At 42.5% G+C, this 9,214-nt stretch carries 12 protein-coding genes; 4 read left to right on the plus strand and 8 right to left on the minus strand.

What is annotated here, in order from left to right:
• Positions 1 to 128: 128 nt before the first annotated feature.
• The 7 genes from NM10_RS05665 to NM10_RS05690 form a co-directional block, all read right to left on the minus strand.
• A complete protein-coding gene (locus NM10_RS05665; RefSeq protein ID WP_020310636.1) occupies positions 129 to 359 on the minus strand; it encodes a hypothetical protein in 231 nt (76 codons plus the stop codon).
• Positions 360 to 477: 118 nt separating this feature from the next.
• Positions 478 to 1,566 (minus strand): glycerol dehydrogenase, encoded by a 1,089-nt coding sequence (locus tag NM10_RS05670; protein WP_020310637.1) that lies wholly within the window; start codon positions 1,564 to 1,566, stop codon positions 478 to 480.
• 87 nt (positions 1,567 to 1,653) lie between these two features.
• Positions 1,654 to 2,268 (minus strand): hypothetical protein, encoded by a 615-nt coding sequence (locus tag NM10_RS05675; protein ID WP_020310638.1) that lies wholly within the window; start codon positions 2,266 to 2,268, stop codon positions 1,654 to 1,656.
• A gap of 33 nt (positions 2,269 to 2,301) precedes the next feature.
• Positions 2,302 to 2,784, minus strand: coding sequence for a hypothetical protein (locus NM10_RS14510; RefSeq protein WP_239639629.1), 483 nt, complete (start codon positions 2,782 to 2,784; stop codon positions 2,302 to 2,304).
• A 92-nt stretch (positions 2,785 to 2,876) separates the two neighbouring features.
• The gene (locus NM10_RS14515; protein WP_239639630.1) at positions 2,877 to 3,749 is read right to left on the minus strand and encodes a solute carrier family 23 protein; all 873 of its coding nucleotides are present in this window, start codon (positions 3,747 to 3,749) and stop codon (positions 2,877 to 2,879) included.
• Between the two features lie 141 nt (positions 3,750 to 3,890).
• Positions 3,891 to 5,195, minus strand: coding sequence for an acetyl-CoA hydrolase/transferase family protein (locus NM10_RS05685; protein WP_020310639.1), 1,305 nt, complete (start codon positions 5,193 to 5,195; stop codon positions 3,891 to 3,893).
• Positions 5,196 to 5,353: 158 nt separating this feature from the next.
• On the minus strand, positions 5,354 to 6,805 hold the full coding sequence (locus tag NM10_RS05690; protein WP_036200516.1) for a 4-hydroxyphenylacetate 3-hydroxylase family protein: 1,452 nt from the start codon (positions 6,803 to 6,805) through the stop codon (positions 5,354 to 5,356).
• A gap of 578 nt (positions 6,806 to 7,383) precedes the next feature.
• Here NM10_RS05690 and NM10_RS05695 point away from each other — a divergent pair.
• The 4 genes from NM10_RS05695 to NM10_RS13275 are packed head-to-tail and all read left to right on the plus strand — an operon-like array spanning position 7,384 to position 8,871.
• Positions 7,384 to 7,683: a NifU family protein gene (locus NM10_RS05695; protein WP_020310641.1), complete on the plus strand. Its 300-nt coding sequence runs from the start codon at positions 7,384 to 7,386 to the stop codon at positions 7,681 to 7,683.
• 4 nt (positions 7,684 to 7,687) lie between these two features.
• On the plus strand, positions 7,688 to 8,401 hold the full coding sequence (locus tag NM10_RS05700) for a MaoC family dehydratase (protein WP_020310642.1): 714 nt from the start codon (positions 7,688 to 7,690) through the stop codon (positions 8,399 to 8,401).
• 28 nt (positions 8,402 to 8,429) lie between these two features.
• Entirely contained in the window at positions 8,430 to 8,666 is a 237-nt protein-coding gene (locus tag NM10_RS05705) for a hypothetical protein (RefSeq protein WP_020310643.1), read from the plus strand.
• Between the two features lies 1 nt (position 8,667).
• Positions 8,668 to 8,871, plus strand: coding sequence for an MBL fold metallo-hydrolase (locus tag NM10_RS13275; RefSeq protein ID WP_071601833.1), 204 nt, complete (start codon positions 8,668 to 8,670; stop codon positions 8,869 to 8,871).
• Between the two features lie 68 nt (positions 8,872 to 8,939).
• Here NM10_RS13275 and NM10_RS05710 read toward each other — a convergent pair.
• Positions 8,940 to 9,214: transposase domain-containing protein (locus NM10_RS05710; protein WP_147675857.1), on the minus strand; the 275-nt coding region annotated here is incomplete at its 5' end.

Here is a 9,214-nt window from a genome sequence, read left to right on the forward strand (position 1 = left end):
CCTCCGAAGAGGGATAACCGCCTACCGTTTTGGTAGCACCTATAAAAAGTATAACAAAATTATAATATATCGTCCATAAAAGATAAGCTGCCTCTATAAAGATTTCCTTCATAAGGCAGCTTATCTCTTTATTCAAACCCTTTTTCACGTGTTATAGCCATTCCTTGCGCCCCTTCTATTGTCAGCCATTGATGGAATAAAAATCGCTTCATATGGATAACAATAGATTGATACCCTTGTTGAATTTGTAATTTAGGATGATACCAAACGACAATATCATCAACTAATTCAAAAGGATAGTCCATTTGTTGACCCGGTTTACCTAAACCGATTTCGGGAACATAACTGCCCCAAATCAAATCGCCTTTTCAACAACTCCCTCCAGACGGTTCAAAGGTCAAGGTAATAATGACATGACCGCCATGAGCGTGAATATATTGTTTTGCTTGTTCTGTTATGGTAAACATGTTGAAATCCTCACGATTGTCCTAATGTATCTGCTTTCATAATGGCATCATACACTTCATCTGCCGTAATGTCAGCACGCACATTTTTTGTGAACTGAGTTGGCACGGTAGCTGCTTCCGCAACCAAACGGATTTCGTCTTCTTTTACATCCGTAATTCCTAAATCAGCTAAGCATGAAGGAAGTCCTACCGATTTTATATAGTGCAATACTGTGTCCCACTCATCTTTTGGTGCTTTTTCTAAGATAAGCTGTGATAATAATCCAAAAGCAACTTTTTCACCATGAGAAGCTCCATGGGCCTGTGGAACATGAGCAAATCCATCATTGATAGCATGTGCTGCCGCAAGGCCTCCCGACTCAAATCCGACACCGCTGAGATAGACGCAGGCCTCAATGACTCGTTCTAAAGCAGGGTTTACTTCCTGATTTTCAACAGCGCTAAGTGCTTCCAGTGAATCATTTAATAAAGTTTTATAACATAATTCAGCCAAAGCCAGTGCCGTTGCCGAACAAGTCCCCCGAGCCATCGTCTTTGCACCACTTCGCTGACAGGCGCGTGCTTCAAAATAGGTAGATAAGGCATCCCCCATACCAGAAACTAAATATTGTTTAGGCGCTTGAGCGATAATTCCAGTGTCGACTAAAACGAGATCCGGATTGTGTTTCATCATTAAAGCCTTGATAACGACACCTTGTTCATTGTAAATAACAGCCACACTGCTACACGGTGCATCATTGGAAGCAATGGTAGGAATAATAATTGTCGGTAAATCGCCTAAATTAGTGGCCACGGCTTTAGCCGTATCCAGTGCCTTACCTCCGCCAACGCCAATGATAGTATCACAACCATGCTGGTACGCTATATCTTGTGCATCGGCAATAGCCTTTTTAGAACATTCACCTTGAAATTCGGCATAGAATACAGATTTATTCGCACTATGCAAAGCTTTATCCAGGCGGTCACCAATTCTTCGCTTATTATTAGGCGATAGTAAGACCAAGAAACTATTGCCCATTTTCTTAACATATTTCCCTAATTTATCTAACTCCCCATTGCCTTGCACATAGTATCCCGGTGCTTTAATTCCAATCGTCATGACATAATACCACCTTTCTAAAAAACCTCTCCCAGCTGGGGTACTAGGCTACCCTTACCAGAAGAGGTTCTACGCAACACATACCAATTATGAAGAGAAATCAGGCATTTCCTGAAGACGACAAACCAATATGTAGACATCTTCTCCAACCCGATAAACGAGTAAATCACGATTTTCATCCGTACACGGGATATTAGATTCTTTTCCACCATTCAGATTATCATGACAAATACTGTTGAGGTCTTCAAAAATTTCCATGACACCTTCTTCGCCTTTGCGGACAATCCGTAAAAGATCATTAAAATAAATTTTATCTTGGTCATCATATTTAAAAATAGTACACCAACGACTCAGAAGTTCTTCTTCATTCATGCCCGTTTTCTGAGAAATTAATTTTTTCTGAGAAGCTAATAGAAGCAACATGCATGATAAGTAAGATTTTACGACCAGTGGGATATGGTCTTTAACCTTGGCAAAATATCGACGATGTGACCAATAGCCATCAAAAGTTAAATCATTCTTTTCTAAAAACTCTTTGATGCCATCATTAGCTGATACCCCACAGATCATGAAAAAGCGCTTCATAGCTTCATTTGTCGACTTACTCTTCGCATTCATCAGGCACTTTTTCACGAAGAATTCACAGATTTCTGTCGTGTTCGATTTTGTCAGTTTGCGCAATAAATCACCATAATACTGCATAGTTCAACCTCCGGTCATCAAGAGTCTTCTTGCTTATTTTTCTGCGCCTTCCTTTTCAGCATTCAGTTCTTTCAAAGCTGCAATATTGAAAAGCGGGTCAGACTTCGTATTGTACAGAGACATTTTACGTTTAAAGAAGTTTTTGCCAAATACGAGCAGGCAAAGGACAATGCCAACACCCAAAGCCATTGCAGCGCCGCGGGATACGAGGACACCGCCAATGACGCCGGCAACACCGAGGTCATTGAAAGTCTTAGAGCGAAGTACGCCGACACGGACAGCAACATAACCTTGAATCAACATGGTCAATGCCAAAGCAATCGGCAGGACAGGCTTAACAAAACTTACGATAGGCGATAACCAGTACCCAGTAAAGGTCCCCAAACGGAAGGAAGCAACGCCGCCAATTAAGCTATCCATGGCATCACGACCGTGTTTGTAACGTTCACAAATAACGACCTGCATAGCTGCCCATAAAGGACCGCACATCGAAAGGTCAGGACCTAACAAGGACATAACCATATTACGGACACCAACGATAACGTTATTTCTGTTGGCATCGAAATGGATATTTTCATCACCATGACGGAATTCACGAGCTTCATCAATCAGGCATCGGCCTGGATCAATTCACCAAAGAGTACAACATAAGTAGCAATAACTAACGGAGCTGCTTGGATATAGTAAGTCATACCCGGGAAGCCAATGCGTTCAGCGAAAGGACTCCACTGGGTAAAGACTTCAATGAAATGAGGATGAGTAAAGCCCATTTCAATAGTTGGCCAAGGTAATTCGCCCACCAACGGAGCAATAATGACAGCCAGAACCATAGCAGGCAGCAATCCCAAGTCAGAAATAATCTGGAAAACTTTATTTTTATTCATGATGCTCTTGAAATGATTACTAAAAGAGCAATAGAAAGCAAAGCCTACGGCAATAGCGATAGTAAATGGATATTTATCGAAGTTACCACCCGTATTGAATACCAGGCGTACAGCTGCGATACCGGCCCCGATAAGGATCCCTGATTTCAAAGCATCGGGAACTAAGTCGACGACGCGTTTAGCAAGGCCTGTAGCCCCTAACAAGAAAGTAAGCAACCCGAGTTCAAATTCAAATGCAATAAGTGCATGCATACGTTCAGCCGTATCATTGGGGAACTCGCCCAGCCACAGCAATAACAGCGGAATAGCCGGAGTAATCCAGCCAGGGACAACGGGGTCACCCAAGTGAGCATGCCAAGTATATAAGAACCCGTTCATAATGACAATGGTAATAGCAATTTCAAAAGGCATCCCTAAATATTCTTGCAATACCGGGATGATGCCGAGACAAACGGCACATAAAAGCAGCCCTTGAACATAATCAGGCCATTCAAAGCGATAATGGATGAAAGGTAAACGCAGGACTAAGTTAAATACGTGTAAATTAATTCCCGGTTGTATTTCGCCTTCTTTTCGTTTATAAACAGGACCAAACATATTTCGTCCCCTCTTTCTTTGTAAATTTAAAAATCAACAGAAAATTTAGATAAAAATAGCGCCATGGCCAAGTTATTCGATATGTAATTATCTACGAATAGAACAGCCGCCATGGCGCATGCGTATTAAAAACCGCTATTTTTATCCTTCATACTTACAATGGAAGCGTTTTTCAAATTCTGCAATCAATCCATCTCTAAAATCAGGATGGGCAATCTTAATGAGGGCAATAGCACGCTGCCGCAAAGTACGTCCTTTAAGGGGAGCGATACCAAATTCTGTAATGACATAGTCTACATCATTGCGGGATGTCGTAACAGCAGCGCCTTCGTCTAAAAGCGGTACAATCTTGGAAATCTTGCCATGGCCTGCAGTCGAAGGCATAGCAATAATAGCTTTACCGCCCTTTGCACGGGAAGCCCCTCGAACGAAATCGACCTGGCCGCCAACGCCGCTGAACTGTTTATAGCCAATCATTTCAGCATTGACCTGCCCCATCAAATCGACCTGCATAGCCGAGTTGATAGAGATGATATTGTCAATTTTAGCTACAACAAAGGGATCATTGGTGTAATCGACACGTTCCATTAAGACATCAGGATTGTTATTTACAAAATCATAGAGTTTCTTTGTCCCCATGAGGAAGCAAGAAACAAATTTTCCCTGGTCAATCGTCTTTTTCTTATTCGTAATAACGCCCTTACGCGCTAAGTCGATAACCCCATCAGAGAACATTTCGGAATGAATCCCTAAATCTTTTTTATCTCCGAGGAAGGATAAGACAGCATCCGGAATAGCACCGATGCCCAGTTGCAGCGTATCACCATCATGGATCAACGAAGCTACATATTCCCCGATTTTATGTTCTGTTTCCCCAATTTTAGGAGGCTGCAATTCAATAAGGGGTTCATCCTTTTCTACGATATAATCAATGTCTTTCAAGTTAATACCATTGCCATAGGTATAGGGCATATTCTTATTGATCTGTGCAATGACCAGTTTAGCTGCTTCCGCCGCTGGCTGTGTATAGTCAACAGAAACCCCATAAGAGCAGACACCATTTTCATCAGGTTCACTGAGCTGTAAAAAAGCAACGTCAACAGGTAATGTACCATCCGTAAAGAGCTTGGGTATTTCATGGAAGAAGCACGGCGTATAATCCCCGCGGCCTTCTTCTACCGCTTTACGAGTCGACCCGCCTACGAACAATGCATTATGACGAAAATGTTTTTCCATCCCTGGCTGACAATAAGGTGCTTTACCCATGGCAACCATGTGAACAATTTCAACATTTTCCAGGCGATCTGCCTGGCGAACTAATTCTTCTGTTAAAGCTTGAGCTTCACCGCAAGCATGGGTGAAAACGATACGATTGCCGGATTGGACATGGCTTACAGCTTCTTCGACAGAGACAATTTTGTTCGCATATTCTTTTTTCCAATCCATCACACACACCTACTTTCCTATAACTGACTGACGGCCTGCAACGAAGGAGGAGCAGCCTAGTTGCAGGCATCAGTCAAAATCACGTCTATATACTCATACTATATTTATTCTGTACTACTTCATTACGCAAGGATAGCGATTTCCAGTGTAAAATCAACTTATTCTTCAATGTGTGCAATGGCTTTAGCCAAGGCTTTCTTCATGCGCAAGTTGCCCTGACGAGAAATCATGATACGCTGTGCCTGCGGCGAACCTGCGCCATGCATGGATTCTGTACGATAGCCGACAGCGGCCGTGCCAAGGCTGAGGTTTTCGATGAGGCGTAAAATCTTGAGGCGGTTTTCCGTCGATACATTATTGACACCACGGAGATACTTATCGATATACGGCCCAATCTTCGGATCACGAAGGTCTTTTTCAGACGGTGCCGTAACCATCAAGCCACCAGCAATATCTTCAGCCAGACGGACGATTTCATAGGGGAAACGCGTAACATTCTGTTTGCAGACGTTAGCCAGGAGCAAGTCGATAAGATAGTTGCCCGATTCTGTTTTCGTGCCCAAGGCCGAGCAAGCAATACCGCAAGCATACAGTGTTTCATTGAGGTGCTGCATTTCAATGATCTTATCTTTAATATGAGATGCTTTCGGGCAGCCATTATAATCAGCGGCAACAGCTGCGGCACCGATAAGGACGTCACCTACGCCAACTTTGCAGCCGCCGTAGGACTGACGATGGTAACCAGCAAAGCGTTCAACGAGGACACCGGCAAATTCATATTCACCGTTAAGATAGATATTTTCGTTCGGAATGAAGACATTATCAAAGATGACCAGGGCTTCGGTACCACCGAATTCAGGGTTGCCCGTATCCATCGGAGTGCCTTCCATTTTACGGGTATCGCAGGACTGACGGCCAACAATCATGAAAATGCCTTCAGCATCTGTCGAGCAGGAGAAGCAAACGGCATAATCTTTATCATCTTCGCCCATGGAAATGGTCGGCATAACAATGACTTCATGAGAATTGATGAAACCAGTCTGATGAGCTTTTGCCCCACGGACTACGATGCCGTCCGGACGACGTTCTACAACATGGAGATAGAGGTCCGGGTCTGCCTGTGCATGCGGTGCCAAGCCACGGTCGCCTTTCGGGTCCGTCATAGCTCCATCAACAGTAAGGTCTTCCGTCTGTACGCGTTTAAGGAATTTCATGAAGTTTTCATGATATTTCGTACCATATTTTTTATCCGTATCGTACGTCGTAGAGAATACCGCATTGAAAGCATCCATGCCGACGCAGCGCTGGAAGCAGGAAGCCGTTTTCTGACCACAAAGGCGCTGCATCTTCACTTTATTCATCAAGTCCGTCGTGCTCTGATGGATATGAGTAAAGCGGTTAACACGTTCGCCGGTGTACGGGGAAATCGCCGTCATCAGTTCCTGGTATTCCGGTTTCTGAGCCAGATCATAGGTCATCCGAACGGAGTTCATAGACGGACGGAGAATCGGGTCATCTGCCGGACACGGAATCTTTTTACCGAACATGTAGACCTGTAAATTTTTCTTTCTCATGCTTTCGATGTACTGTTCGCCTGTCATTAATGCCATAATAATCATCCTTTCTTCTTATCATATAATAAAGTATTGACAGTAGGTTCACACGTTAGTGTGTTTTGCCTATAGTAAGAGCAAGAATCGTGCCAAGTAAGCTTCCAATAGGATTTTTCTTTTGACTCGTTCCGCAAAAGCATAGCAACTATCCCATTCTTGAAATCCAAAAAATATTTTCTCTGAATTCTTGTTCTGAATTTCACGTTATTTTTGTTATATTTATAACGTTTTTTCGTTTCATTTTTGGTTCGTATTCCTTAAATCGTTGTTCCATATATAAAACAAACCCAATATTGTTCCATATTTAAAACGCTATTTAGTTGTATTTTTTAGACTTTTCCTTGATTTTATCTTATTTCTTGATAAAAAATATTCGTAATATGATGTATTCACAAATATTATTTTATTTATTCTTTTAGCCCAATTCTTTATATTTAAAACGTTTATGTAGCTTTTCCATTTTTCTCGATTTCTTATTTGTGAATTTTATAACAATCTAATTTGATTCTTTCTCCATATTTTGGCACGATAATTTCATATATATAATTAACTACTATATAAGGATGTGAATTACTATGACTCTATCAATTCGAGAACAAATCGAAAATGTCTTAGAAAAAGAAGTGCGCCCATCGCTGGCTGAACACCAGGGAGACGTCGTCATTGTCGATTATGCCGATCATATTTTGCGAATCCGCCTAACCGGCCAATGCAGCGGCTGTCCTTCAGCACAGTTGACGACAGAAGAATTAATCAGTGCTAAAGTCCGCGAAGCCGTTGAGGATGTCCACGATGTCATTCTCGTCAGTGGTGTCAGCGATGCTCTCATCGCTCAAGCCAAGGCGATTTTAAGAGAGCGCCATATGCAGAGGTGAATCTATGAAAATCGGGATAAAATACTGTGGCGGCTGTAACCCACGCTATGACCGCAGTCAGGAAGTAGAAAAACTTAAAAAAAAATTTCCCCAGCATACATTCACATATGAAATAGAAAATACAGTTTGCGACATCTGCCTCCTTGTCTGTGGCTGTATGACAGCCTGTGCAGAAGAAACGGGTATTGCAGCCCGAAAATTCAAAAAACTTTGTACGCCCCAACAGTTTGCCGCTTTCGCTAAAGAACTGGCAGAAGCACCTCCAGAAACGGCTGATACAAAAAGGCGTATCTGTTTAGGAGATACGGCCACCATGGAGAGGACGTTTACTGAAGAAGATATCCAACAATTCGCAAAGTTGACAGGAGATTATGGTAAGCTGCATACCGACGCTGCTTTTGCTGCAAAATACGGATTCGGCCGCCCCGTCGTTCATGGCATTTTAACCGGAAGCTTATTATCTTCCATAATGGGCACTACATTACCCGGAGCAGGGACCATCTTAATGGACGAAAACCTGACCTTTACAGCCCCCGTTTATGCCGGGGATACCATTACGGCTTCTATAAAATTAGTCCATATGGAAGAAAAAAAGCGCTGGTACATCGGAGAATTCAAGGGAACCTGCAAAAAATCCGACGGGACACTGGCCGTAGAAGGAACCATCCATCAATTAATGATGAAAACCTTATTTACGTATTATGAAAACAACCAATAATTTTAATTATCAGAATAGGAGTAGTATCATGACAAATTTAGAAAAATACGACAATCTTTTTATCAACAGCTTTAAATTAAAAAAGGAAGACCTTCCTGGTTTAAAATATCGCAGCATAAAACTGTGGGATTCAATGGGTCACATGAACTTGATGGAAGAAATGGAAGATACCTTTGACATTTCCATCGATACCCCGGACGTCTTGGCCTTCAGCTCTTATGAAAAAGGAATGGATATTCTGCGGAAATACGGAGTCGATATCTAACATGCCTGCGGTCATCCAGCCCCACTGCATTACAGACCCACTGACACAGAGTAACTGTTATATTCTTACTGCTGAATCCCACGCCCTCATCATCGACCCAAACTGTTATCAAGAAATCCATTCCTATCTTGCTAGTCATCAACTCGTTCCAGAGTATATCATTTTAACGCATGAGCACTGCGATCATATCGTAAGCGGAAAATAAATCAGTGTATAGAAAAAGCCCCAGACTTATGCTATCCTTTTTTCATAAGTCTAGGGCTTTGATTCTATTTATTCTTTGCACTTTTCCTGGGGCTTTGTTGCCCAAGGCAGGTATTGATCCAAGGTTTCGGTATCTTTGAAGTTTGCTGTATTCGGCAGCTTTTCAAAAAGGTATTTCAGATACCGTTCGGGGTCCAAGCCGTTGGCTTTGGCTGTTTCAATCAGGCTGTAGACGATGGCACTGGCTTTGGCTCCTTTGGCGCTGTTACTGAAAAGCCAGTTTTTCCGCCCAACGGTGAAAGGTCGGATGCTGTTTTCCGCGGTGTTGTTGGAAACTGTCACAG

This window comes from Megasphaera sp. NM10, from assembly GCF_000417505.1.
Lineage (GTDB): Bacteria > Bacillota > Negativicutes > Veillonellales > Megasphaeraceae > Megasphaera > Megasphaera intestinihominis.